Origin of the sequence: Streptomyces tendae (assembly GCF_014650435.1) — a bacterium.
In the GTDB taxonomy this organism is placed as follows: domain Bacteria; phylum Actinomycetota; class Actinomycetes; order Streptomycetales; family Streptomycetaceae; genus Streptomyces; species Streptomyces tendae.
In genome coordinates this window covers 238,776-261,811 of record NZ_BMUY01000006.1, presented here as the reverse complement: position 1 = coordinate 261,811, position 23,036 = coordinate 238,776, and the positions used below count along the sequence as shown (strand labels likewise).

26 protein-coding genes are annotated in these 23,036 nt (G+C 72.4%); 7 read left to right on the top strand and 19 right to left on the bottom strand.

Translation table 11 applies throughout. The annotated features are described in order from the left end of the window. Nucleotides 1-27: 27 nt before the first annotated feature. The 4 genes from IE258_RS18405 to IE258_RS18390 all read right to left on the bottom strand — a co-directional run bounded on the left by IE258_RS18405 (nucleotide 28) and on the right by IE258_RS18390 (nucleotide 4,555). Complete coding sequence (locus tag IE258_RS18405; RefSeq protein WP_189744789.1) at nucleotides 28-828, bottom strand: RNA polymerase sigma factor SigF; 801 nt, start codon at nucleotides 826-828, stop codon at nucleotides 28-30. Between the two features lie 292 nt (nucleotides 829-1,120). Next, nucleotides 1,121-1,537, bottom strand: coding sequence for a VOC family protein (locus IE258_RS18400; protein ID WP_159325665.1), 417 nt, complete (start codon nucleotides 1,535-1,537; stop codon nucleotides 1,121-1,123). A gap of 5 nt (nucleotides 1,538-1,542) precedes the next feature. After that, the gene (locus tag IE258_RS18395) at nucleotides 1,543-2,040 is read right to left on the bottom strand and encodes a helix-turn-helix transcriptional regulator (protein ID WP_229892227.1); all 498 of its coding nucleotides are present in this window, start codon (nucleotides 2,038-2,040) and stop codon (nucleotides 1,543-1,545) included. 124 nt (nucleotides 2,041-2,164) lie between these two features. Continuing rightward, nucleotides 2,165-4,555 carry an ATP-binding cassette domain-containing protein gene (locus IE258_RS18390; protein WP_189744785.1) on the bottom strand — a complete coding sequence of 797 codons (2,391 nt, stop codon included), beginning with the start codon at nucleotides 4,553-4,555 and terminating at the stop codon, nucleotides 2,165-2,167. Nucleotides 4,556-4,784: 229 nt separating this feature from the next. Between IE258_RS18390 and IE258_RS18385 the strand changes: the two genes are divergently transcribed. Next, nucleotides 4,785-5,183, top strand: a complete 399-nt coding sequence (locus tag IE258_RS18385; RefSeq protein ID WP_189744783.1) for a DUF2795 domain-containing protein — start codon at nucleotides 4,785-4,787, stop codon at nucleotides 5,181-5,183. Between the two features lie 20 nt (nucleotides 5,184-5,203). Then, a complete protein-coding gene (locus IE258_RS18380; RefSeq protein ID WP_189744781.1) occupies nucleotides 5,204-5,746 on the top strand; it encodes a type 1 glutamine amidotransferase domain-containing protein in 543 nt (180 codons plus the stop codon). 93 nt (nucleotides 5,747-5,839) lie between these two features. On the opposite strand, the gene IE258_RS18375 is transcribed toward IE258_RS18380, so the two are convergent. Beyond that, on the bottom strand, nucleotides 5,840-6,118 hold the full coding sequence (locus IE258_RS18375) for a DUF6158 family protein (RefSeq protein WP_087806056.1): 279 nt from the start codon (nucleotides 6,116-6,118) through the stop codon (nucleotides 5,840-5,842). Nucleotides 6,119-6,180: 62 nt separating this feature from the next. Between IE258_RS18375 and IE258_RS18370 the strand changes: the two genes are divergently transcribed. Then, nucleotides 6,181-7,302, top strand: coding sequence for a baeRF2 domain-containing protein (locus tag IE258_RS18370; protein WP_189744780.1), 1,122 nt, complete (start codon nucleotides 6,181-6,183; stop codon nucleotides 7,300-7,302). Between the two features lie 30 nt (nucleotides 7,303-7,332). Here the strand turns inward: IE258_RS18370 and IE258_RS18365 are convergent, their stop codons facing one another. Continuing rightward, the gene (locus IE258_RS18365) at nucleotides 7,333-8,952 is read right to left on the bottom strand and encodes an ABC-F family ATP-binding cassette domain-containing protein (RefSeq protein WP_159325659.1); all 1,620 of its coding nucleotides are present in this window, start codon (nucleotides 8,950-8,952) and stop codon (nucleotides 7,333-7,335) included. A gap of 134 nt (nucleotides 8,953-9,086) precedes the next feature. On the opposite strand from IE258_RS18365, the gene IE258_RS18360 reads away from it, so the two are divergent. From IE258_RS18360 to IE258_RS18350, 3 genes are all read left to right on the top strand, one after another. Then, on the top strand, nucleotides 9,087-10,592 hold the full coding sequence (locus IE258_RS18360) for a bifunctional phosphatase PAP2/diacylglycerol kinase family protein (RefSeq protein ID WP_189744777.1): 1,506 nt from the start codon (nucleotides 9,087-9,089) through the stop codon (nucleotides 10,590-10,592). A gap of 160 nt (nucleotides 10,593-10,752) precedes the next feature. Then, the gene (locus IE258_RS18355) at nucleotides 10,753-11,574 is read left to right on the top strand and encodes a class I SAM-dependent methyltransferase (RefSeq protein ID WP_189744775.1); all 822 of its coding nucleotides are present in this window, start codon (nucleotides 10,753-10,755) and stop codon (nucleotides 11,572-11,574) included. A 54-nt stretch (nucleotides 11,575-11,628) separates the two neighbouring features. Then, nucleotides 11,629-11,799, top strand: coding sequence for a hydrophobic protein (locus IE258_RS18350; RefSeq protein ID WP_127894908.1), 171 nt, complete (start codon nucleotides 11,629-11,631; stop codon nucleotides 11,797-11,799). Between the two features lie 53 nt (nucleotides 11,800-11,852). Here the strand turns inward: IE258_RS18350 and IE258_RS18345 are convergent, their stop codons facing one another. The 13 genes from IE258_RS18345 to IE258_RS18285 all read right to left on the bottom strand — a co-directional run bounded on the left by IE258_RS18345 (nucleotide 11,853) and on the right by IE258_RS18285 (nucleotide 21,888). Next, nucleotides 11,853-12,158, bottom strand: a complete 306-nt coding sequence (locus IE258_RS18345) for a gas vesicle protein K (protein WP_189744773.1) — start codon at nucleotides 12,156-12,158, stop codon at nucleotides 11,853-11,855. Nucleotides 12,159-12,162: 4 nt separating this feature from the next. After that, entirely contained in the window at nucleotides 12,163-12,345 is a 183-nt protein-coding gene (locus IE258_RS18340; protein ID WP_003972471.1) for a gas vesicle protein, read from the bottom strand. Further along, a complete protein-coding gene (locus IE258_RS18335; protein ID WP_189744771.1) occupies nucleotides 12,342-13,136 on the bottom strand; it encodes a GvpL/GvpF family gas vesicle protein in 795 nt (264 codons plus the stop codon). Before IE258_RS18335 ends, IE258_RS18340 begins: the two co-directional genes overlap by 4 nt. Further along, complete coding sequence (locus IE258_RS18330; protein ID WP_073730590.1) at nucleotides 13,133-13,459, bottom strand: gas vesicle protein; 327 nt, start codon at nucleotides 13,457-13,459, stop codon at nucleotides 13,133-13,135. The genes IE258_RS18335 and IE258_RS18330 overlap by 4 nt, the downstream gene beginning before the upstream one ends. Beyond that, nucleotides 13,456-14,556, bottom strand: coding sequence for an SRPBCC family protein (locus IE258_RS18325; RefSeq protein ID WP_189744769.1), 1,101 nt, complete (start codon nucleotides 14,554-14,556; stop codon nucleotides 13,456-13,458). Before IE258_RS18325 ends, IE258_RS18330 begins: the two co-directional genes overlap by 4 nt. Then, entirely contained in the window at nucleotides 14,553-15,284 is a 732-nt protein-coding gene (locus IE258_RS18320; RefSeq protein WP_189744766.1) for a DNA primase, read from the bottom strand. Before IE258_RS18320 ends, IE258_RS18325 begins: the two co-directional genes overlap by 4 nt. Continuing rightward, on the bottom strand, nucleotides 15,281-15,544 hold the full coding sequence (locus IE258_RS18315; RefSeq protein WP_189744764.1) for a gas vesicle protein GvpG: 264 nt from the start codon (nucleotides 15,542-15,544) through the stop codon (nucleotides 15,281-15,283). Before IE258_RS18315 ends, IE258_RS18320 begins: the two co-directional genes overlap by 4 nt. A 4-nt stretch (nucleotides 15,545-15,548) precedes the next feature. Further along, a complete protein-coding gene (locus tag IE258_RS18310) occupies nucleotides 15,549-16,322 on the bottom strand; it encodes a GvpL/GvpF family gas vesicle protein (protein ID WP_189744762.1) in 774 nt (257 codons plus the stop codon). Next, nucleotides 16,319-16,756 carry a gas vesicle structural protein GvpA gene (locus IE258_RS18305; RefSeq protein ID WP_030178468.1) on the bottom strand — a complete coding sequence of 146 codons (438 nt, stop codon included), beginning with the start codon at nucleotides 16,754-16,756 and terminating at the stop codon, nucleotides 16,319-16,321. The genes IE258_RS18310 and IE258_RS18305 overlap by 4 nt, the downstream gene beginning before the upstream one ends. 38 nt (nucleotides 16,757-16,794) lie before the next feature. Next, the gene (locus IE258_RS18300; protein ID WP_189744760.1) at nucleotides 16,795-17,160 is read right to left on the bottom strand and encodes a gas vesicle protein GvpO; all 366 of its coding nucleotides are present in this window, start codon (nucleotides 17,158-17,160) and stop codon (nucleotides 16,795-16,797) included. A 65-nt stretch (nucleotides 17,161-17,225) separates the two neighbouring features. Then, a complete protein-coding gene (ligD, locus tag IE258_RS18295; protein WP_229892194.1) occupies nucleotides 17,226-18,173 on the bottom strand; it encodes a non-homologous end-joining DNA ligase in 948 nt (315 codons plus the stop codon). Next, nucleotides 18,170-20,017, bottom strand: coding sequence for a transketolase (locus tag IE258_RS18290; RefSeq protein ID WP_189744758.1), 1,848 nt, complete (start codon nucleotides 20,015-20,017; stop codon nucleotides 18,170-18,172). Before IE258_RS18290 ends, ligD begins: the two co-directional genes overlap by 4 nt. After that, nucleotides 20,014-21,888, bottom strand: coding sequence for an NAD(P)/FAD-dependent oxidoreductase (locus IE258_RS18285; RefSeq protein WP_189744756.1), 1,875 nt, complete (start codon nucleotides 21,886-21,888; stop codon nucleotides 20,014-20,016). Before IE258_RS18285 ends, IE258_RS18290 begins: the two co-directional genes overlap by 4 nt. 181 nt (nucleotides 21,889-22,069) lie before the next feature. Between IE258_RS18285 and IE258_RS18280 the strand changes: the two genes are divergently transcribed. Beyond that, on the top strand, nucleotides 22,070-23,032 hold the full coding sequence (locus IE258_RS18280; RefSeq protein ID WP_189744754.1) for an LLM class F420-dependent oxidoreductase: 963 nt from the start codon (nucleotides 22,070-22,072) through the stop codon (nucleotides 23,030-23,032). Nucleotides 23,033-23,036: the final 4 nt, after the last annotated feature.

The following is a 23,036-nucleotide window of genomic DNA, read 5'->3' as shown; positions in this document are numbered from 1 at the left end:
GGCGTCCGGGCGGGTGAGCCCGAGGTTTCACGCTCCCGGACCCGGGTCCCGCAGCACCTGCTCCCGCACCCGGTCGCAGCAGCGGGTGATCAGGCGGGAGACGTGCATCTGGGAGATGCCGAGCTGCTCGGCGATGCGGCTCTGGGTCATGTCGTCGAAGAAGCGCATGTAGAGGATGGCGCGCTCGCGCGGGGGCAGGGCAGCCAGCCGGTCCTTGACGGCCTCACGGTCGACGACCGTGTCGAGGGCCGGGTCGGGGGCGCCGAGCGCGTCGCCCAGCGAGTAGCCGTCCTCGCTGCCGGGGAGTTCGGCGTCCAGGGACAGGGCCGTGAAGCTCTCCAGGGCCTCGAGGCCCACCCGGACGTCCTCCTCGCTCAGGTCGGCGCGCTCGGCGATCTCGGCGACGGTGGGCCTGCGGCCCGGGATGGTCTGGGACAGGTCCTGGCCGGCGAAGCGCACGCGGTTGCGCAGTTCCTGCACCCGGCGCGGCACGTGGAGGGTCCACATGTGGTCGCGGAAGTGGCGCTTGATCTCGCCGGTGATGGTCGGCACGGCGTAGCTCTCGAAGGCGTTGCCGCGCTCGGGGTCGTAGCGGTCGACGGCCTTGACCAGGCCGAGGGCGGCGACCTGGCGCAGGTCCTCGAAGCTCTCACCGCGGCTGCGGAACCGTCCCGCCAGCCGTTCGGCCATGGGCAGCCATGCCTCGACGATCCGGTCGCGGAGCGCGTCGCGCTCGGGACCGTCGGGAAGGGTGACGAGCCGGCGGAAGTCGTCGGCGGTGTCGGGGGCGTCGTCGTGCGGGTGCTTCACACTGGCGTGGATCGGCATGGTGTGTCGCAACTCCCTCGGAGCGCGGGGTCCTGTCGTCACGCCGGACTGCCAGTCCGGTCGGTGCGGTCCGCCCGCAGGCGGCCGGGGTTGCGGCAACCCCGGGCCCGTGGGTGCGGGCGGAACCGGTGCGACGACACGGCCCTTGGGTCGGGCGGTCACCGTGGGAGGGCGTCCGGCACCGGACGGACGCATCCGTGGCGGCGTCGCGCCGCTCCCACGGACGTGCCTCCTGTCCGAAGCACTGACCTTGCGCCTGCCCCCTGTCCCCCGCTGCAAACCCCCTGGTTTCTCAGCCCTTGCGCGGCTGCTTGAAGCGCACCATGTTGCCGGCCGGGTCACGGAAGGCGCAGTCGCGGACGCCGTAGGGCTGGTCGACCGGTTCCTGGAGGACCTCGGCGCCCGCGGCACGCAGGTGCTCGAAGACGGCGTCGACGTCGTCGGTGGCGAGGATGACGCCGCGCAGGTGGCCCTTGGCCAGCAGGTCGGCCATCGCCTGCCGGTCGGCGGCCGAGGCGTTGGGGTCCGCCAGCGGGGGTTCGAGGACGATGTCCACGTCGGGCTGGGCCGGGGAGCCGAGGGTCACCCAGCGCATGTCCTCGTACCCGACGTCGCCCCGGACCTCCATGCCGAGCAGGTCCCGGTAGAAGGCGAGCGCCCGGTCGTGGTCGTCGACGGCTATGAAGCACTGCGAGAGGTTGATGTCCATGCGCCTCACGCTACGGTCGGCGGCGCGGGCGTCGCTTCTCCGTTCCTGACCGGCTCACCCGTCGCGAACGGCTTGTTCCTGACCGGCTCACCCGTCGCGAACGGCTTGTTCCTGACCGGCTCACCGGTCGTGAACGGCTCGTTCCTGGCCTGCTCGCCGTTCCTGACCGGCCGGGTGTAGACCTTGGCGACGCAGGCCGGGAGTGCGGCGCCGTCGGTGTGGTCGCGCTCCCGGTAGGCGCTCGGGCTCTCGCCGACCAGTTCGGTGAACCGCGAGCTGAACGACCCCAGCGAGGTACAGCCGACGGCGAAGCAGACCTCGGTGACGCTCATGTCGCCGCGCCGCAGCAGCGCCATGGCGCGCTCGATGCGTCGTGTCATCAGGTAGCTGTACGGCGTCTCCCCGTAGGCGGCGCGGAAGCTGCGGGAGAAGTGGCCCGCCGACATGAGGGCGACGCGGGCCAGCGCCGGCACGTCGAGCGGCTCCGCGTACTCGCGGTCCATCAGGTCGCGGGCCCGGCGCAGCCGGGCCAGATCCTCCAGCGTCGTCACCCGACCACGATCCCACAGCGCCGGACACCGCCGGTAGCCGTGCCGGCGGTGTCCGGCTCTGTGGGCGTCGCCACCGTCAGGCGCCGACGTAGGCGGCGAGGTGCTCGCCGGTGAGGGTGGAGCGGTCGGCGACGAGGTCGGCGGGGGTGCCCTCGAAGACGATCCGGCCGCCGTCGTGACCGGCGCCGGGGCCGAGGTCGATGATCCAGTCGGCGTGTGCCATGACGGCCTGGTGGTGCTCGATGACGATGACCGACTTCCCGGTGTCGACGAGGCGGTCGAGCAGGCCGAGCAGCTGCTCGACGTCGGCGAGGTGGAGCCCCGTGGTGGGCTCGTCGAGGACGTACACGCCGCCCTTCTCGCCCATGTGGGTGGCCAGCTTGAGCCGCTGCCGCTCGCCGCCGGACAGGGTGGTCAGCGGCTGGCCGAGGGTGAGGTAGCCGAGGCCGACGTCGGAGAGCCGCTGGAGGATCTTGTGGGCGGCCGGGGTGCGTGCCTCGCCGGCGCCGAAGAACTCCTCGGCCCGGTCCACCGACATCGCGAGCACCTCGCTGATGTCCCGGCCGCCGAAGCGGTACTCCAGCACGGCGGGCTGGAACCGCTTGCCCTCGCAGTCCTCGCAGGGGGTGGCGACGCCGGCCATCATGGCCAGGTCGGTGTAGATGACACCGGCGCCGTTGCAGGTGGGGCAGGCGCCCTCGGAGTTGGCGCTGAACAGGGCCGGCTTCACGCCGTTGGCCTTGGCGAAGGCCTTGCGGATCGGGTCGAGCAGTCCGGTGTACGTCGCGGGGTTGCTGCGCCGCGAGCCCTTGATGGGGCTCTGGTCGACCGATACGACGTCGGCGCCGGCCGGGACCGAGCCGTGGATAAGGGAGCTCTTGCCGGAGCCGGCCACGCCGGTGACCACGCAGAGCACGCCGAGCGGGACGTCCACGTCGACGCCCTGGAGGTTGTGCGTCCGCGCGTCGCGGATCTCCAGGGCCCCGGTGGCCTTGCGGACCGACTCCTTGAGTGCGGCGCGGTCGTCGAGGTGGCGGCCGGTGACGGTGTCGGAGGCCCGCAGTTCCGCCACGGTGCCCTCGAAGCAGACGGTGCCGCCCTGCGTGCCGGCGCCGGGGCCGAGGTCCACCACGTGGTCGGCGACGGCGATCGCCTCCGGCTTGTGCTCGACGACGAGGACCGTGTTGCCCTTGTCCCGCAGCCGCAGCAGCAGGTCGTTCATGCGCTGGATGTCGTGGGGATGCAGTCCGACGGTGGGCTCGTCGAAGACGTACGTGGTGTCGGTGAGCGAGGAGCCGAGGTGGCGGATCATCTTGACGCGCTGTGCCTCGCCGCCGGACAGGGTGCCCGCGGGCCGGTCGAGGGAGAGGTAGCCGAGGCCGATCTCGACGAAGGAGTCGAGGGTGTCCCGCAGCGCGGTGAGCAGCGGCGCCACCGAGGGCTCGGCCAGCTCCCGGACCCAGTCGGCCAGGTCCCGGATCTCCATCGCGCAGGCGTCGGCGATGCTGATCTTGCCGATCCTCGACGAGCGGGCGCCCTCGCTGAGCCGGGTGCCCTCGCACTCGGGACAGGTGGTGAAGGCGACGGCCCGCTCCACGAAGGCCCTGATGTGCGGCTGCATCGCCTCCTTGTCCTTGGAGAGGAAGGACTTCTGGATCTTCGGGATGAGCCCTTCGTAGGTGAGGTTGACGCCGTTGACCTTCACCTTGACCGGTTCGCCGTAGAGGAAGTCCCGCAGCTCCCGGTCGGTGTAGTCGCGGATCGGCTTGTCCGGGTCGACGAAGCCGGACTGGGCGTACACCTGCACGGTCCACTGGCTGTCCGACTTCCAGCCGGGAATGGTGAAGGCGCCCTCGGCGAGCGACTTGGAGTCGTCGTAGAGCTGGGTGAGGTCGATGTCGGAGACGGTGCCGCGGCCCTCGCAGTTCGTGCACATGCCGCCGGTGCGCTGGAAGGTCGCCTTCACCGCCTTCTTGTTGCCCCGCTCGACGGTGATCGCGCCGCTGGCCCGCACCGAGGCGGTGTTGAAGGAGTACGCGCTGGGCGGGCCGATGTGCGGATCGCCGAGGCGGCTGAAGAGGATCCGCAGCATCGCGTTGACGTCGGTGGCGGTGCCGACGGTGGAGCGGGGGTCGGCGCCCATCCGCTGCTGGTCCACGATGATGGCGGTGGTGAGGCCGTCCAGGACGTCCACCTCGGGGCGGGCCAGCGTGGGCATGAAGCCCTGGACGAACGCGCTGTAGGTCTCGTTGATCAGCCGCTGGGACTCGGCGGCGATCGTGTTGAACACCAACGAGCTCTTGCCCGAGCCGGAGACTCCGGTGAACACGGTCAGCCGGCGCTTGGGGATGTCGATGCTGACGTCCTTGAGGTTGTTCTCGCGGGCGCCGTGTACACGGATCAGGTCGTGACTGTCGGCGGCGTGCGACCCGGGTTGCTGCGTGCCCGGCCTCTTGGCGCTGCTCATCGTGTCTCCATCTGTCGGGGGCTCGGTGAAGGTGACGCCCTCAGTGCCTCGGTGGTCACACGCTAGAGGGGGCACGGCGGCCCGCGCTTCTCGATTACTGATCCGCTACGGATCCGCCGGAAATCGGAGCGGACCCGTCCGGATGAATCCGTGTCGGCCCGCGGTGTCCGGGTACGCGGTCGGCACCCCCTTAAGGATTCGGCATCCCCTTAAGGATCTGGAGGGAGACATGCAGCGAGGCAGCGACCGGATGAGCGTCCACCGCGACGACGAGATGAAGCATGAACTGCAGGGTCTGCTCAGGTCCGGGCACCCCACCCGCAGCGAGGAGTGGAACGACCCGGAACCTGCCGCCGAGGACGATCCGGACGTCATGTACGGACCCGTCACCCCGGGCCGCGGACCGACGTACCTGGAGGCCCTGCGGCTCGAGCTGGCCCGGAACCTGACCCGGGGCAGCTTCCCCGCGGGACCGCGGGAACTGACCCGCACACTGCGCCGCGGCAACGCACCGGACGCCCTCGTCGAGGAGCTGGACCGGCTGCCGCACAAGGCGCGCTACGACAACGTCCAGGAGCTGGCGGTGGCCCTCACCGAGGGCGGCCGGTCCGGTCCGGCCGGTACGTGAAGGAAGGGAGCCCGAACTCCATGCGCATCGCATTTCTCACCGCGCCCGAGGGCGTGGAGCAGGTCGAGCTGACCGAGCCGTGGAAGGCGGCGAAGGACGCGGGTCACGACCCCGTTTTGGTCTCCACGCAGTCCGGCGAGATCCAGGGCTTCAACCATCTCGACAAGGCGGACACTTTCCCCGTCGACGAGGTGGTCGGCAACGCCTCCGCCGACTCGTTCGGTGGTCTCGTCCTGCCCGGTGGGGTGGCCAACCCCGACTTCCTGCGGACGGACGAGAAGGCCGTGGCCTTCGTCAAGGACTTCTTCACGCAGGGCCGCCCGGTGGCCGCCATCTGCCACGCGCCCTGGACGCTGGTGGAGGCGGACGTCGTGCGCGGCCGCACCATGACCTCGTGGCCCAGTCTGCGGACCGACCTGCGCAACGCGGGCGCCACCTGGGTCGACGAACAGGTCAAGGTCTGCGACGCGGGCAACAACACCCTGGTCACCAGCCGCAAGCCGGACGACCTGAAGGCGTTCTGCGAGACGTACCTCGCGGAGTTCGCCAAGGCGGGCGACTAGGAACACGTAGGCGGCGGCCAGGAACACGTGAGGCGGGCCACCGGTGGCGGACCACCGGTGGCCCGCCGCCACGCCCGGCCGCCACCGTCACCGTCAGCCACCGGGCGCGGCGGCCTGGCCGCAGCCGCGTTCCCTGGCGCCCTCCCGGGTGCGGCCCGCGGCCACCGGGCGGCGGGGGTTGCGGCGCAGCCACTCCCCCTCCAGCCCGGCCATGCGGTCGTTGTGGGCCCGCAGCGCGTCGTTCGACCCGTACAGCAGGGTGTCGTGGCGCGTGCGGTGGATGGTCTCCAGTTCTTTCATCAGCTGCTGGTCGTCCAGGCGGCCCGGGTCCACTCCGGTCATGGTGTCGTCCCGCGTGTCGTGTTCGTTCATGCGTCCCGGGTACCCGCCCCGGAGCACTACCACCCCCGAGCGGCACCCGGGAGGGCAGCCACATGGATCTCGCGTTTCTGCACCCCCTCTACGAGCACCAGGGACCCTGGGCCTCCGTCTACGTCGACCTCTCCCGCCACACGGAGGACACTCCCCACGAGCGGGAGCTGACGGCTGCCGCGGTGGCCCGGCAGCTGGCGGAGCAGGGCGCGGACGACGCCACCTGCCAGGCGGTGCGGGAGGCGGTGGACGAGTTGCGGCACGCCACCGATCCGCACGGGCGGGCCCTGTTCGCGTGTGCCGGGCAGGTGGTCCTCGATCCGCCGCTGGCCCGGCCCCCGTACGGCGGGACCACCGCCGACTGGGCCCCGCTGCCGCACGTCACGCCGCTGCTGGACCTGGCCGGCGAGGACCCGGTGTGCGTGGTGGCGTACATCGACCGCAAGGGCGCGGACTTCGAGCTGCGCAGCGCGCTGGGCAGCTCGGACGCGGGCGGCGTGACCGGCAGGCAGTGGCCGGTGCACCGCACGAGCAGCGTGGACTGGTCGGAGCGCCACTTCCAGCTCCGGGTGGAGAACACCTGGGAGCACAACGCGGCGGAGATCGCGGACGCGCTCGCCGTGTGCCAGGAGGAGACGGGCGCCGACCTGCTGATCCTGGTGGGTGACGACCGGGAGCGGCGCTCGGTGCACGAGCGGCTGCCGAGCCGCCTTCAGGAGCGCATCGCCGAGGCCTCGCGCGGCGCCGGCAGCAGGCTGCTGGACGACGAGGTGGAAGGGCTGCGCGAGGACCACGTCCGGGCCCGCGCCCGGGAGGACCTGGACCGGTTCCTGGCCGCCCGGTCGCCGGACGAGGAGGGCCGGGCCGGCGCGGCGGAGGGCGTGCCCGCGCTGGTGGAGGCCGCCAGGGAGCACCGCATCGACGAGCTGCTGGTCATCCCGGACGCCCCCGACACCCACCGCGAGGTCTGGATCGGCGAGGACGCCGACCAGGTGGCGGTGCGCCGTACGGAGCTGAAGACGCTCGGCGAGCAGAACTCCTGGTCGGCCCGCGCGGACGACGCCCTGCTGCGCTCGGCGGTGATGACCGGCGCCCCCGCGATCTCGGTGACGCCGGTGCTGCCGCCGGAGACCGCTCGGAAGGTACCGGTGGGCGGCCTGGGGGCGCTGCTGCGCTGGAAGTGATCGCCCGGGGTCTCCTCCGGAGCCCGGACGTCAGCGGGCCCGCTCCACCCGGCGTTCGTCCCAGACCGGCTGGGCCGTCTCGCGCACCCGTCCGTCGCTGCCGAAGACCAGGTACCGGTCGAAGGAGCGGGCGAACCAGCGGTCGTGGGTGACCGCGAGGACCGTGCCCTCGAAGCCCTCCAGGCCCTCCTGGAGGGCTTCCGCCGACTCCAGGTCCAGGTTGTCGGTGGGCTCGTCGAGGAGCAGGGCGGTGACGCCCTGCAGTTCGAGCAGCAGGATCTGGAAGCGGGCCTGCTGGCCGCCGGAGAGCCGGTCGAAGGCCCGCTCGGCCTGCTGGGTCAGCTCGTAGCGGCGCAGTCGGGACATGGCGGCGCCCCGGTCCTGGGCGTGCTCGGTCCACAGGATGTCCAGGAGGGTGCGGCCCAGCAGCTCGGGGTGGGCGTGGGTCTGCGCGAAGTGGCCGGGCACCACACGCGCCCCGAGCTTCCAGTCCCCGGTGTGCGCCACGTCGTCGCCGGCCAGCAGCCGCAGGAAGTGCGACTTGCCGGAGCCGTTGGAGCCGAGGACGGCGACCCGTTCGCCGTAGAAGACCTCCAGGTCGAAGGGTTTCATCAGGCCGGTGAGTTCGAGTTGCCCGCAGGTGACGGCGCGCACGCCGGTGCGACCGCCCTTCAGGCGCATCCTGATGTCCTGCTCGCGCGGCGGCTCGGGCGGCGGCCCGGCCTCCTCGAACTTGCGCAGCCGGGTCTGGGCGGCGCGGTAGCGGGACGCCAGGTCCGCGCTGTTCTCGGCGGCCTGACGCAGCGTCAGGACGAGCTTCTTCAGCTGGGCGTGCTTCTCGTCCCAGCGGCGGCGCAGTTCCTCGAAGCGGGCAAAGCGTTCCCGGCGGGCCTCGTGGAAGGTGGCGAAGCCGCCGCCGTGCACCCAGGCGTCCGCGCCGGCGGGGCCGGGCTCCACGGAGACGATCTTCTGCGCGGCGCGGGCGAGCAGCTCCCGGTCGTGCGAGACGAACAGCACGGTCTTGCGGGTCTCGGCGAGCCGCTCCTCCAGCCAGCGCTTGCCGGGCACGTCGAGGTAGTTGTCCGGCTCGTCGAGCAGCAGCACCTCGTCGGTGCCACGCAGCAGGGCCTCCAGGACGAGGCGCTTCTGCTCGCCGCCGGACAGCGTGCTCACCTGCCGCCACTGGGCCTTCTCGTAGGGCACCCCGAGCGCGGCGGTGGTGCAGATGTCCCACAGCGTCTCGGCCTCGTACCCGCGCGCCTCGGCCCAGTCGGCGAGTGCCTGCGCGTAGGTCAACTGGGCGGCCTCGTCGTCGACCGTCATGATCGCGTGCTCGGCGGCGTCGACGGCGCGCGCGGCCTCGCGGATCCGGGGCTGCGCCACGGACACCAGCAGGTCGCGCACGGTCGTCTCGTCCCGTACGGAGCCGACGAACTGGCGCATGACACCGAGGCCGCCGGTGACGGTGACGGAGCCGCCGTGCGACTTGAGCTCGCCGGCCAGCAGACGCAGCAGGGTGGTCTTGCCCGCCCCGTTGGGCCCGACGAGGGCCACGACGGCACCCTCCCCCACGCGGAAGGAGACGTCGCCGAGGAGTGCCCTCCCGTCGGGGAGGTAGTACTCCAGGTGCGCGGCTTCGAGGTGACCCATGACACCGGATTCTGCGGCTCCGGCCGCGCCCCCGGCAAACCCTTTTCGTCCGCCGCGTCCGCGCCCTCGGTACGTGAGGCGGGACACGGGCGGGGCACCGGCAGGAAACGCCGTCCGCAGGGTAGGCGGGACCCATGAGCCCCGACGTAGACCTCACCGCCGCCACGCCCGGCCCGCACCCCTTCCGCAACGGCTTCCTGCGGCTGGACCAGCGGGTGTTCGAGGCCGTCGCCGCCCGCACCTGGCCCGGCGCCGACCCTCTGCTGCCCCGGTTGAGCCGCAGCGCCAACCACGGGGTGCTGTGGTTCGCCGCGGCCGCCGCCCTGGCCGCGTCGCGCACACCGAGGGCGCGCCGTGCGGCGGCCCGGGGGATCGCCTCGCTGGGCCTGGCCTCGCTGACGATCAACACCCTCGGCAAGCGCTCGGTGCGCCGGCCCCGCCCGGTACTGGACCCGGTGCCGCTGGTCCGGCAGCTGAAGCGGCAGCCGATCACGACGTCCTTCCCGTCGGGACACGCGGCCTCGGCGGCCGCGTTCGCGACCGGGGTCGCGCTGGAGTCCCCGGCGTGGGGTGCGGCGGTCGCCCCGGTGGCCGCCGCGGTCGCCCTGTCCCGGGTCTACACCGGCGTCCACTTCCCGAGCGACGTCCTGGCCGGTGCCGCGCTCGGGGCGGGGGCCGCGTTCGCCGTACGGGGCATGGTGCCGACCCGGGCCCAGCACACCCCGCCGGCCCGGCCGCGTGCCGAGGTGCCCGCGCTGCCGGCGGGCGAGGGACTGGTCATGGTCGCCAACGTCGGCTCGGGCACCTCGGACCGGGTGCGGGCGCTGTGCGACGCGCTGCCCGACGCGGAGGTCGTGGAGTGCGAGCCGGCGGACGTCCGGGCGGAGCTGGAGAAGGCGGCCGGCCACGCCCGGGCGCTCGGCGTGTGCGGCGGCGACGGCACCGTGAACGCCGCCGCCGAGATCGCGCTCCGCCACGACCTGCCGCTGGCGGTCCTGCCCGGCGGCACGCTCAACCACTTCGCCTACGACCTGGGCGTGGAGGACGTACGGGACCTGTGCGGGGCGCTGGAGCGGGGCGAGGGGGTGCGGGTGGACGTGGGCCGGTTCGCCTCCGGCGGGCGGCGCGGCGTCTTCCTGAACACCTTCAGCCTCGGCGTGTACCCGGAGCTGGTCAACGAGCGGGAGCGCTGGTCGCCCCGGATCGGGGGCTGGCCGGCCGGGGTGCTGGCGGCCGTGCGGGTGCTGCGCGCCGACCGGCACCCGCTGGAGGCCGAGGTGCGCGGTCGCAGGCGCCCGCTGTGGATGCTGTTCGCGGGCAACGGCACGTACCACCGCCGGGGACTCGCCTCGGGGCGCCGACTGGACATGGCGGACGGGCAGTTGGACGTACGGGTGGTGCACGGCGGGCGCCGGCCGGCCCTGCGGCTGCTGTCCGCGGCGCTCGCGGGACCGCTGACCCGCTCGCCCGCGCACGCGGCGGTGCAGGTTCCCCGGCTGCGCCTGTCGGGTGTCGCGCCCGGCACGCTGATGGCGTTCGACGGTGAGCTGACCGAGACGGAGGGCGACCTGACGCTGGAGAAGCTGCCCGAGGCGCTCACGGTGTACCGGCCGCTGCCCGGTGGCGGGCTGCTCTCCTGAAGACCGCTCCCGCCGGAGCGCTCGATCCCGCCCGTCCCGGCTCGATGACGACACGACGACCGACGACGTGACGCCCCGTCAGTCCACATGGCAAAACACATATCTCACCATGCGGCTGGCGGGCGTACCGTGATCGCACTGTCGGGAGAGGGGATCCACCATGCCGAAGCCGCACGAGACCGCCGTCTACACGCACGGGCACCACGAGTCGGTGCTGCGCTCGCACACCTGGCGCACCGCCGAGAACTCCGCCGCCTACCTGCTCGGATCCCTGCGGCCCCACATGCGGATCCTGGACGTCGGCTGCGGGCCGGGCACCATCACCGCCGACCTGGCGGAGCTGGTTCCGGACGGCCACGTCACCGGCGTGGACCGGTCGCCGGAGATCGTGGAGCGGGCCCGGGCCACGGCCGCCGGGCGCGGGCTCGGCAACACCGACTTCGCGGTCGCGGACGTGCACGCGCTGGACTACCCGGACGACACCTTCTGCGTGGTCCACGCCCACCAGGTGCTCCAGCACGTGGGCGACCCGGTGGGGGCGCTGCGCGAGATGAGGCGGGTCGCGAAGCCGAACGGGATCATCGCCGTCCGCGACTCCGACTACGGCGCCATGACCTGGTACCCGGCGTCCCCGGGCATGGACGACTGGCTGGACCTGTACCACCGGGTGGCCCGCGCCAACGGGGGCGAGCCGGACGCCGGACGCCGGTTGAAGTCCTGGGCACTGCGGGCGGGGTTCACGGACATCACGGCGACCTCGGCCACCTGGACCTTCGCCACGCCCGAGGAGCGGGACTGGTGGAGCGGCCTGTGGGCGGACCGCACCCTCGCGTCGGCGTACGCGGAGCGCGCCACCGAGGGCGGCCATGCGACGCCCGAGCGGCTGCGCGCGGTCTCGGCGGCCTGGCGGGACTGGGGAAATCACCCGGAAAGCTGGTTCAGCGTCCTGCACGGAGAGATTCTGTGCCGAAAGGAAGCCTGACCGACGCCTGTCCGGTGGAATTCGGGAAACCAGTACGACAGGAGGTTCAACATTATGGTTCCGCTTCTGCTCGTACTGCTTCTCGCGATCGTCCTTTTCGGTGTCGGGTTCGCGGTGAAGGTTCTCTGGTGGATCGCTCTGGCGGTTCTGGTCCTGTGGGTGATCGGTTTCCTGGCCCGCGGGACGACGGCCGGTGGCGGCAGGGGCCGCTGGTACCGGTGGTGAACGACTGGTGACGACGAACAACAGGTGAAGAGGCCGCGCCGCCCCGGGAGTGCTCACTCCCGGGGCAGCAGCGGTCCCAGCGGCCCGAGGTCCAGGTTCAGGTCCTCGGGCCGCAGTCCGTAGCGGTCCCGCAGTTCGGTCATGCGGTCGTCGAGGAGCATCAGGGTGAGGCCGATCCGCTCCTCCTGGTCCTCGCTCAGGTCGCCCTCGTCGACGCGGCGCAGCGCCTGGCGCTCCATGAGCTGGCGCAACAGCTCGACGACCGTCAGCACCAGCTTGATCAGGTCGCGCTCGACGGTGTCGGGTTCGAGGTCGAGGCGGCGCCCGGGGGTCTCGGCGGGCTCGGGGTGTTCACTCACGTCATCAGTCCCCGAACGGTGAGGGAACGTTGCGGTTGACCGAGCTGATCAGCGCGTTCAGGTCGATGCGGACCAGGTCGACGTCCGCGATGCGCAACGTGACGTCGCCGGTGATGACCACTCCGCCGGCCAGCAGCCGGTCCAGCAGGTCCACCAGGGCGATCTCCCGGCGCTCCACGACGGTCACGAGCCCTCCCCCTCTCCTTCTCCGGCGAAGGAATAGGCCGCCCACGGACCGGTGAGTTCCACGCGAATTCCGGGGGCGTCGTCCTTCGTGCGGTCCACCATTTCGACGAATTCCTCGGATGCGTCCCTGGCCACCAGATAGGCGGCATTCAGAACGTTCCGTCCGGCGGCACCGGAAAGGCGGGGGTTCTGCGGGGCGTGCAGGCGTGCGCCGTCGGCCCGGTCGGACAGCCTCGTGTGCAGCCCGGTGGCGAACTCCTCGGCCCTGCTCCACAGGTCGTCGTTGGCCCGGGTCTGCCGGCGCCGCTGCCGCAGGTAGTCCCGGCCCGATACGGGCTTGGGTGCGGCCGGTGCCGAAGCGGCCGGCCGCTCGGGCTCCGCCTGCTGCGCCGGATCCGCCTCGACGTACACCTTCACACCCCACTCCACCCGGCCGTCCAGCCGGTCGAGCGTGCGCCGGAAGGCCGCCTCGCGCTCCTCCAGCATGACGCGTACGCCGCTGTCGTCGCGGAAGACAGTGGCGAGCCGCAGCGGCAGCGGGGTGGTGACGGCGGTGAGCGCGTCGACCACCTGCTGGTGGGCGCGGGCGGTGGCGGTCAGCCAGTCCAGGTCCTCCAGGTGCGCGCGCAGCGCCTCCTCGGCGAAGTCCGCCTGGGGCACATGGCTGACGACGGCGACCAGGTCACCGTGCGGCAGCAGCCGGGGCGGGTCGCCCGCCACCCCGGCGAGCTGGGACTGGAGGGCCGCGCCGAAGGGCCGGCAGACGGCGTAGACGTAGCGCAGTCCGGTCACGGCGCCTCCCTCGGTACGCGGCCCGGGTCCAGCTCACGCAGGCGTTCGCGGAGCGCCGCGTTCTCCCGGGTGAGCTCGTCGTGCCGGGCGCGCGAGGACAGTGCGGGGTCGCTCTCCCACCAGTCGATGCCCATCTCCTTGGCCTTGTCGACGGAGGCGACGACGAGCCGCAGCTTGATGGTCAGCAACTCGATGTCGAGCAGGTTGATCTTGATGTCGCCCGCGATCACGACTCCCTTGTCGAGCACCCGTTCCAGGATGTCGGCGAGGTTGGCGCTCTGTCCCTGGCCGTAGGGATCGGGCAGCCGGCTGGGGGTGGTCATCGACGGCTCCCGCCCTCAGCGTCCTCGTACTCGTACTCGTCACCGGACGCGTACTCGTCCTCCCCCGCTTCCTTGTCCTGCTCGGCCTCCTCGGCCTCCTCGTACTCGCCCTCCGGTTCCTCCTCGTACTCGCCCTCACCCTCGGGCTCTTCCTCGTAGGCGTCCTCGGGCTGCTCCTCGTACTCGCCCTCGGGCTCCTCGTCGTCCCGGCGCTGCTCCTCCTCCGCGACCGCGTCCTCGTGGCTGCGGACCACCTCGCCGTCGCGGATCTCGCCGCGCCAGCCGTCGTCCGCCTCGCCCTTGAAGGTGATGTGACGGACGTAGTTCTTGAGGTCGAGCCGGGCCCGGCGGCCCTGTGCGCGCCAGATGTTGCCGGTCTTCTCGAACAGGCCCTTCGGGTAGTACTCGATGACCAGGACCACGCGGGTCAGGCTGTCGGCCAGCTCGTGGAAGCTGACGACGCCCTTGGTCGAGCCCTTGGCGCCCTCGGAGGTCCACGAGATCCGGTCGTCGGGCACCTGCTCGGTGGTCGTCGCCTTCCAGCTGCGGTTGGACCAGAAGACCTTCAGCTGCCAGTCCGAGGACGTGTCGTCGGCACGGTTCGCGCTCTTGACGCCCTTGGCGAAGGTGCTGAAGTCCTGGTACTGGGTCCACTGGTCGTAGGCGGTGCGCAGCGGTACGCCGACGTCGACGTACTCGATGATGACGGTCGGCTTCTGACCGCCGCCGCCCTTCTTGCGGCCCTGGCCGCCGGTGAGGTTCTTGAAGGCGCCGACCACGTTGTCCTTCACCTTGCCCGCGCCGACCTCGAAGGCGGCCCGCATCGGGCCCTTGCCCTCGGCGAGCTTGCGTCCGCCGTCGAGGGCGAGCTTGGCGAATCCGGGGCTGTTGCCCTCGGCGATGTCGTTGAGCTTGCCGGTGGTCTCGCCGAGCTTGGTGCCGACGCCGGTCAGCAGCCGGGTGGCCTGGGCGGCGAGGTAGTCCTGCACCTCGGCCTTGAGCCGGTCGGCCGCCTCGCTCTGCGCCACGTCGGCCAGCGGGTTCTTCTTGGCGGCCTTGCCCGCCGAGGAGGCCGCGGACCCCAGGGTGTCGCTCATCGCTCACCACCGCCCTTCGACTGCCGGGCAGTGGCACCGCGGGCGGCGCTCCTGGCCCCTGCCGTCTTCTTTCCGGCCGCCTTCTTGGCGGGCTGGGCACGCTTCGCCGCGGCCTTCTTCGCGGGGGCCTTGGCCGCGGCCTTCTTCGCGGGCGCCTTCCCGGGCGTCTTGCGTGCCTCGGGCGGTGCCTTCTTCGCGGGCCGCTCGCGCCGGGGCGCGCGCCGCTTCTCCGGCTCCTCCTGCTCCTCCTGCTCCGCGGTCTCCTCGGGCTCTTCGGCGTCCCGGTACTCCTCGGGCTCCTCGGGCTCCTCCCGCTCCCCGGTCGCCTCCTCGTACTCCGAGTCCTCCGAGGCCTCGGAGTCGCGCGACTCCCGGGAGTCGTCGGATCCGACGCCGGGTGCCCGGGACGCCACGCCGGAGAGCTGGTCACGCACCTCGGCGGTGCGCCCGTGCAGCCGGTCGGCGAGCGCGTCGATCTGCCGCTCGACCATGGCCCCGGAGGCCGCCTTGCCCACGCCCCTCAGGTCGGTACGGAGCTGGTCGCCGATCTCCTTGAACTGCGGGTTGTTCTGCAGTTGTCCGGAGACCAGTTCGGCGATGCCCTTCGGGGTGAGGTTCATCTTCTTGCCGGCCACCATGGTGCCCACGGCGACCGCCATTTTCAGCTTCTTCGTGCGTCCCAGCAGGTATCCGGCCCCTATGGCGAGGCCCAGTCCCACTCGATTCATGGTGCCGTCCCGTTGCCTAATCCCGCGCTCGTGCGCGTAGCGATCTCCAGCCGGTCCAGAAGCTCGTCCTCCTGTCGGTCGAACTCCTCCTCCGTGACCTCACCGGCCTCCAACTGCTCTTCCAGGCGGGCAAGTTCGGCCCTTACCGTGGCCGGGTCGTAGTAGATCCGCTCGGCCTCGTCCAGCACCTGTCTGATGGCCCAGGCGCTGCCGCGCACCGGTGCGAACGGCAGCAGCAGGACCTCCGAGATCAGTCCCATGTCGTCACCCCGCTCCGGCGTCCGCACCGCCGGCCGCCGTGCCCGCGGGCTCGGCCGGGCCGGGCTCGACGAAGCTGTACGGCGGCAGCGGGCCGTTCACGCGGACCTCCAGGTGCGGCATCCGGTCCCGGGCCCCCTCGACTGCGGCCAGGAACTGGTCGGCCGCCTCCCGTTTCACCAGGAACGAGACGTTCGCCAGCCAGCCGGTGGACTCGGGGCCCACGCTCACGGCGTCCGCGGCGGCCTCCAGGGCGCGCTCCAGCGCGGTGGCGTCCTCGGCCTCCTTGCCCTTGACCGCGGCGGCGACCATCTCGCCGAGCCGGATCTTCGTCTCGTAGGTCCCGCCACCCGCCTGCCTGTTGGACTCGGCGAGGGCGCGGATCTCGGGGTTCTCGGCCATCACGTGGTGCAGTACGGCCTCTTCGACGTGGTTGGCCTTGATGTTGTACTCGACCCGGCCGTCCAGCGCCCCCAGGCGTTCCGCGTAGTGCTCGGCGCGCTCGGCGAGGACTCCGGTGACCGCCTTGTCGTCGGGGGCGACGCTGCCGAAGCGCATGGGCAGCACACAGCCGTCCGCACCGATCTCGCTCAGCACGTTCTGGTGGGCGAGCAGCTCCCTGCGCTTGGGGCGCAGTCCCTCGGGCGCGTCACTGACGACGGCCGCCAGTTCGCCCTCCTTGAGGATCCGCACCTCGCGCGGCGGATCACCGACCCCGCCCGTGCCCTCGGGGAGCGCGGGATGCCTGGCGGCGGTGATGCCGTAGACGTACGTACTCACTCCTGCTCCTCCTTCCGGCGCGAGGGCGCGGCCTTGCGGGCGCGCGGACGCGATGAGGTCTCACGCTCGGAGCCGCCCTCGTCGCGGGCCTGCTTGAACGCGTCGGAGATGGTCTCGGCGGCGCCGGACAGCGCCCCCTTGGACTTGCCGCGGGCGCCGGACTCGGTCATCTCGCCGACCAGGTCGGGCAGCCCCGGGTCCTTGCGCGGCCCGGCCTCCAGGTCGAGCCGGTTGCATGCCTCGGCGAAGCGCAGATACGTGTCCACGCTGGCGACGACGACACGGACGTCGATCTTCAGGATCTCGATGCCGACCAGGGAGACTCGCACGAAGGCGTCGATGACGAGCCCCCTGTCCAGAACAAGCTCGAGCACGTCGTAAAGGCCGCTGCTGCCGCCTCCACCGCCGGTCTGTTGTGCCGGTACGACAGTCATGCCAGCTATTCCTCCGTCTTCTCTGTCTTGTCGACGGCCTAGCGGCCGCCGCGGGAGTCGGCCCGGCCGCGTTCGTAGCGCCGGACGCGCCGGTAGCCCGTGAGTTGTCCCTCGGGGTCCAGTTCCACCTGGTAGCTCGCCATCAGGCTCATGGTGTCGGGCACGCGTTCCAGTTCCAGGACCTCGACCTCCAGTGCCCAGCCCTCCTCCGTCTGCTCGAAGGACGACACGGACTCGGCGGTCATGCCGGTGAGCTCCGCGAGCTGGGCTCGCGCCTCGCGCAGAACCTCCATGGGCTTGGGACGCTTCGACTTCTGTGGTGTGTGCGACTCGTGTGATTCCTGTGACTCGCGTGAACCTCGTTGCGAGTCGCGGGATTCGGGCGTCTTCTTGGTGTTGGTCATGGCCACCTCGTCACTCGGGTGGCCGTATGTGTGTTCGCCAAACCTCGCCGAGTTGCGCGAACCGCTCAGCCGTGCAGAGCGTTCAGGCGCCGCCGGGCCGGGCCCAGGGCGCGGGGACGGTTCATGATTCCGGCCCAGGGCCGGGTACGGGCCTGCTCGACGGCGTCCGCGACGGTCCAGCGGCGGGCGTTCAGGGCGGGGTCGTCCAGCTGGTCCCAGGACATGGGCGTGGCCACGGGGGCGCCCGGGCGGGCGCGCACGGTGAAGGGGGCGACCGCGGTCTGCGCGTAGGCGTTGCGCTGGATGTCGAGGTAGAGGCGGTCGCCGCGGTCCTTCTTGCGGGCGGCGGTGGTGAGCCGGTCCGGGTGGGCGGCGGCCAGGACGTCGGCGACGGTTCGCGCGAACTCCCGTACATCGTCGAAGACTTGGCGACCGTCCAGCGGGACGACGATGTGCAGGCCGCGGGATCCGGTGGTCATCGGCGCCGAGGGCAGCCTCAGCTCGTCGAGCAGCTCGCGCAGCAGTCGGGCCGCCGCGCGCACCGCCTCGAAGTCGTCGCCGGCCGGGTCGAGGTCGAAGACCATGCGGTCCGGCCGGTCGAGCCGCCCGGTCCGGGACAGCCAGCGGTGCAGGGTGAGGGCGGCCTGGTCGGCGAGGTACACGAGGGTGGCGGAGTCGTCGCACACGGTGTGGCAGACGGTGCCGCCCTCCTTGCCGACCTCGACGCGTTCGATCCACTCCGGGTAGTGCTCCGGGGTGTTCTTCTGCATGAACCGCGGTCCGTCGGTCCCGTCCGGGTGCCGTTCCAGCATCAGCGGGCGGCCCCGCAGGTGCGGCAGCATGAACGGGGCGACGGCACGGTGGTAGTCGACGAGATCGCCCTTGGTGTACTCCTCGGCGCCGCCGTCGCCGGCCGGGAACAGCACCTTGCCCGGCCGGTGCACCTCCACCGTGTGCCGTCCGGCCCGCACGGTCCGGGGGCGGTCGCCGTCCCCGCCGCCGCCCGAGCTCACGGGACGATCGCCTGCTCCACGAGCATCCGGGCGGTCGCCTCGATGGACTCGGCGTCGATCCCCGCCGCGTGCATTTCCTCCGCCGGAGTCGCGGAGCCCGGCATCGTCGTGACCGCGAGCCGGACCAGCCGGGGCACGGGCCGGCCGTCCGTGAAGGCGTCCAGCACGGCGTCGCCGATGCCGCCCTCCCGGCGGTGGTCCTCCACGGTCACCAGGCAGCCGGTCTCCTCGGCGGCCGCGCGCAGGGTGGCCCGGTCGACGGGCTTGACCGAGTACAGGTCGATCACCCGGACCTGGATGCCGTCGGCTGCCAGGGCGTCGGCGGCGGCGAGCGCCTCGTGCAGGGTGACGCCGGCCGCGACGACGGTGAGCCGGTCGGCGTCGGAGGAGCGCAGCACCTTGCTGCCGCCGACGGGGAACTCCTCGTCGGGGCCGTAGATCACCTTGCTCTCGCCGCGCGAGGTGCGCAGGTACCTGATGCCCTCCAGCCCCGCCATCTCGGCGACCAGGCGCGCGGTCTGGTTGGCGTCGCACGGGTACAGCACGGTGGAGCCGTGGATGGCCCGCATCATGGCGAGGTCCTCCAGGCCCATCTGGCTGGGCCCGTCCTGGCCGATGGCGACGCCCGCGTGGGAGCCGACGAGGTTGATACCGGCGCCGCTGATCGAGGCCATGCGCACGAAGTCGTACGCGCGGGTCAGGAAGGCGGCGAAGGTGGTGGCGAACGGCACCCGGCCGCGCGCCGCCATGCCCACCGCGGCGGCCACCATCTGCTGCTCGGCGATGTAGCACTCGAAGTACCGCTCGGGGTGCTCCTTGGCGAAGAACTCCGCCCGCGTGGAGTCGCCGACCTCGCCGTCGAGGGCGACGACGTCGCCACGCGCGGTGCCGACCGCGGCGAGCGCCTCGCCGAAGGCGTTGCGGGTGGCGATCTCGTCGCCCTTGTCGTAGCGGGGCAGCTCGGTCTGTCCGGTGCCCGCCGAGTGCAGGGCCCGGGCGGCCTCGGGCTCGTGCACCCGCACGCCGATGTCGCGGGGGCCGCCGAGTTCGGCGATCGCCTCCTCGGCCTCGGGCAGCGGCTTGCCGTGCTGGCCCTCGCGGTCCTCCACGGCCTTGACGCCCTTGCCCTTGAGCGTGCGGGCGATGATCACGGTGGGCTGGCCCTTGGTGGACAGGGCCTCGCCGTAGGCGCGGTCGATGGCGTCGACGTCGTGACCGTCGATCTCGATGGTGTGCCATTCGAAGGCCCGGAAGCGGCGCGCGTACGCGTCGAGGTCGTGGCCGTGCCGGGTGGGCCCGCGCTGGCCGAGCCGGTTGACGTCGACGATCACGGTGAGGTTGTCGAGGTGCTCGTACCCGGCGTGCTCGGCGGCCTCCCACACCGACCCCTCGGCCATCTCGCTGTCGCCGCACAGCACCCACACGCGGTAGTCGGCGTGGTCGAGCCGCTTGCCGGCCAGCGCGATGCCGACACCCACGGGCAGCCCCTGTCCGAGCGAGCCGGTGGCCGTCTCGACCCACGGCAGCCGCTGCGGCGTGGGGTGCCCCTCCAGGCGGCTGCCCAGCTTGCGGAAGGTGAGCAGTTCCTCGTCGTCGATGGCACCGGCCGCCTTGAAGGCGGAGTAGAGCAGCGGCGAGGCGTGCCCCTTGGAGAGCACGAAGCGGTCGTTGCCTGGGTGGGCGGGGCGCTCGAAGTCGTAGCGGAGGTGGTTGGCCAGGAGTACGGCCATCAGGTCCGCGGCGGACATCGACGACGTCGGGTGCCCGGAGCCCGCGGCGGCGGACGCCCGTACGCTGTCGACGCGCAACTGCTGTCCGAGGTCGACGAGTTCACCGGTGTTCATGAGTCTCCTTCCGCGGCACGGCCGTCGGTGCGCTTGACGGGGCCGGGGGCGATGTCGGGTCCGGGGGGCGGTTGGTTCGCCGGGGGTTCGGGACCGGGGTCGGTGGGCGGGCCGGCGGACCGGCTGGGTCCGGACGGGGCGGTGGGCCGTTTCCCGGCGGAGCTGGCTCCGGAGGCGCGGGGCGCCTTGCCCGGTTTGCCCGAGCCTCCTCGGGCGGGGCGCGGCCCGGCGGCCTCGACGGCGCGGCGCGGCTTGCCGGACGCACGGGGCGAGCCGGACTGGCCCCCCTTCGCCCGCCCACCGTGCGACCGGCTCCCGGCGGGCTCACCGCCGGGCTGGTTCTTGGCGGGCTCGCCGCCGGGTTGTTCCTTCGCGGGCTCGCCGCCCGGCTGATTCTTCGCGAGTTCGCCGCCCGGCTGGCCCTTCGCGGGCTCGCTGCCCGGATGGTTCCTCGGGGGCTCGTCGCCCGGCTGGCCCTTCGCGGGCTCGCCGCCCGGCTGGGACCCCGCCTCCTCGCCGTCGGGGCGCTGCCCGGCGGGGCCGGTGTCCTTTCCGGGCCGCTTCGGGCTCCCCGGCACCCGCGCGACCTCGGGCGAGGACGACTCCAGCGGCACGGACCAGGACCGTACGAGACCCAGTTGCACGGCCTGCCGGGGCAGCACCGCGTCGAGCAGCCAGTCGGCGGCGACCCGCACGCGGTTGCCCGGCATCGCGGCGAGGTGGTAGCCGCGGGTGACCGCACCCGCCGCCGGGCCGGACATCGGCAGGCCGAGCGGGTTGGCGGCGGCCTTGGCGCCGCCGAGGTCCACGACGAACCCCATGTCACGGTGGCGGTAGGCCCGCCGCTCCCCGATGCCGAGCGACGCGGCGACGTTCTGGGCGCAGACCTTGCCGTGCCGCCAGGCGTGCTGCGCGGTCATCGGCGTGTACTGCCCCGGCTGGTTCAGGTCGGGCACGGCGGCCACGTCACCGCAGGCGAACAGCTCCGGCCGCCCCGGCACCTGGAGGTGGGGGTCGACGAGCAGCCGGCCGCGTTCCATGGGCAGCCCCAGGGACTCCACCAGCGGGTCGGGCCGCACACCCACGCACCACACCAGGGTGCGGGTGTCGACGGTGGACCCGTCGGTCAGCACGACCCCGTCGTGCGTGGCCTCCTTCACGGAGGTCCCCATCCGGACGTCGACGCCCCGCTGCCGCAGGACCCGCTCGGCGGTCCGGGAGAGCCGTTCGTCCATCTCCGGCATGACCCGGGGTGCCACGTCGAGCAGCATCCAGCGGGGCCGCATGCCGGTGCGCATCGGGTGCTTGCGGACCTGCGCGTCGGTGTACATCGCGCCGTGCGCGGCGACCTCGGTGCCGGTGTAGCCCGCGCCGACCACGACGAAGGTGCACCGCGCTGCGCACTCCGCCCGGTCGTCGGCGGCCGCCGCCAGCTCCACCTGCCGGGTCACGTGGTCGCGCAGGTAGAGCGCCTCCGGCAGCCCGCGGAAGCCGTGGGCGTGCTCGGCGACGCCGGGGATGGGCAGCAGCTTGTTGACGCTGCCCGCGGCGAGCACCAGCCGGTCGAAGGGCAGGGTGCCCTCCTCGCCCTCCGGGCCGGTGTAGTGCACGGTGTGCCCGTCGAGGTCGATGCCGTCGGCCTCGCCGAGCACCAGCCGTACGTGCGGCAGCGTGCCCGACAGGGAGACGCTGACCCGGCGCGGTTCCAGGATTCCGGCGGCGACCTGGGGCAGCAGGGGCAGGTAGAGGAAGTAGTCGGTCGGGTTGAGCAGGGTGATGTCGGCCTGGTGCCGGGTGAGCCGGGACAGGGTGCGGGCCGTCCGGTACCCGGCGAAGCCGGCACCGACGATCACGATGCGGGGTCGGCTCACGGTTCGCCTCCGGGCTGTCGCGTACCTCGTGAGCCTTCCGCGTCCCCTTGGCGGGGGCGCCCAAACGTCCGCGCCAAGGGGACGGCGTACGGGCGGGGAAGCCGCGGCACCCCGGTTTCCGGCCCCGGGGCCGGGTACCCGGCCCCGGACCCACCCGCTCCCTGTCCGGAGGCAACCCCTCATGCCCGAGTACGGCTATTTCCTCTCGTGCGAGCAGTACGGTCCCGCGGAGCTGATCGAGCAGGCCCGGATGGCCGAGCAGGCCGGTTTCCAGGCACTGTGGATCTCCGACCACTACCACCCCTGGAACGGCGAGCAGGGCCAGAGTCCGTTCGTGTGGTCGGTGATCGGCGCGCTGTCCGACGCCGTCTCCCTGCCGATCGAGACGGCGGTGACCTGCCCGACGGTGCGCATCCACCCGGCGGTGGTGGCGCAGGCCGCGGCGACCAGCGCGGTGATGACGGACGGCCGCTTCCGGCTGGGCGTCGGCACCGGCGAGGCGCTGAACGAGCACATCTTCGGCGACGCCTGGCCGGCCGCGCACGTACGCCTGGAGATGCTGGAGGAGGCCATCCTGATCATCCGGCGGCTGCTCACCGGCGAGGAGGTCAACCACCACGGCGCCCACTACACGGTGGAGAACGCCCGCCTGTACACGGTCCCCGACGAGCCGGTCCCCATCGACATCTCCGGCTTCGGCCCGGCGGCGACGAAGCTGGCGGCCCGGGTCGGCGACGGCTACATCACGATGATGCCGGACGCCTCGATGGTGGAGCAGTACCGCAAGGGCGGGGGCGGCGGCCACCTGGTCAGCGGCGGCACCAAGGTCTGCTACGACACCGACAGGGACGCGGCCGTACGCACCGTGCACCGGTTGTGGGCCAACGAGCAGCTGCCCGGCGAGCTGGGTCAGATGCTGCCGTCGCCGAAGCACTTCGAGCAGGCGCAGACCCTGGTCACCGAGGACATGGTCCGCGACAACCGGGTGTGCGGCGACGACGTGGACGAGCACGTGGCGGAGCTGAAGCAGTTCGCCGACGCCGGCTTCGACCGGGTCTACGTCAACCAGATCGGCCCGGACCTGCGCGGCTTCTTCGACCTCTACCGCACCAAGGTGCTGCCGCAGCTCCAGCAGAGCGCCTGAGGCG